The sequence below is a fragment of the Pseudomonas sp. SED1 genome, assembly GCF_034044025.1.
GTDB lineage: Bacteria > Pseudomonadota > Gammaproteobacteria > Pseudomonadales > Pseudomonadaceae > Aquipseudomonas.
The window spans coordinates 1-535 of sequence record NZ_JAXCIS010000085.1 but is presented as its reverse complement, the minus strand read 5'-3'; the positions used below and the strand labels follow the sequence as shown (position 1 = coordinate 535).

1 protein-coding gene is annotated in these 535 nt (G+C 63.6%); it reads right to left on the bottom strand.

Annotated features, from left to right (window positions below; genetic code table 11):
* The coding region (locus tag SNL23_RS11605; RefSeq protein WP_318302307.1) for an Ig-like domain-containing protein at positions 1 to 535 on the bottom strand (535 nt) is incomplete at both ends.

Here is a 535-nt window from a genome sequence, read left to right as displayed (position 1 = left end):
CTTTCGCCGCCGGCAGCAGTGGTCACACTGGCGGTGAACACGTAGTTACCTTCGGCCAGGGCCGGGGCAACCGGGTACACCCAGGTACCGGCCGCGCTGACCGGCGCGGTGCCGTGCAGCACGTTGTCCAGGTAGATATTAACGGTGCCGCCTGGCGTACCACGACCGTGCAGCGTCGGGGTAGTGTCGTCGGTTACGCCATTGTTGACCAGGTCTGTTGTTACCGGCCCGACGTCGTCGGTGGCGTGGCTAATGCTGATGACCACGGCGCTGGTGTCGACGGTGAAGTCTATTGGCGCGGTTTGTGGGCTACGGTTGCCCGCAGCGTCGACCACGATGGTGCTCAGCGAGTGCGGCCCTTCAGTCAGTGGTGGCGAAGGGGTGTACTCCCAGGTGCCGTCAGGCTGTACGTCGGCCGTACCAATCAGGATCGCGCCATCCCAGATTTCAACGGTTGCACCGAGCTCGGCACTGCCGACGAACGTTGGGGTGTTGTCGTCGGTGATGTCACCGCTGACGATTGGGTCGGTAATCG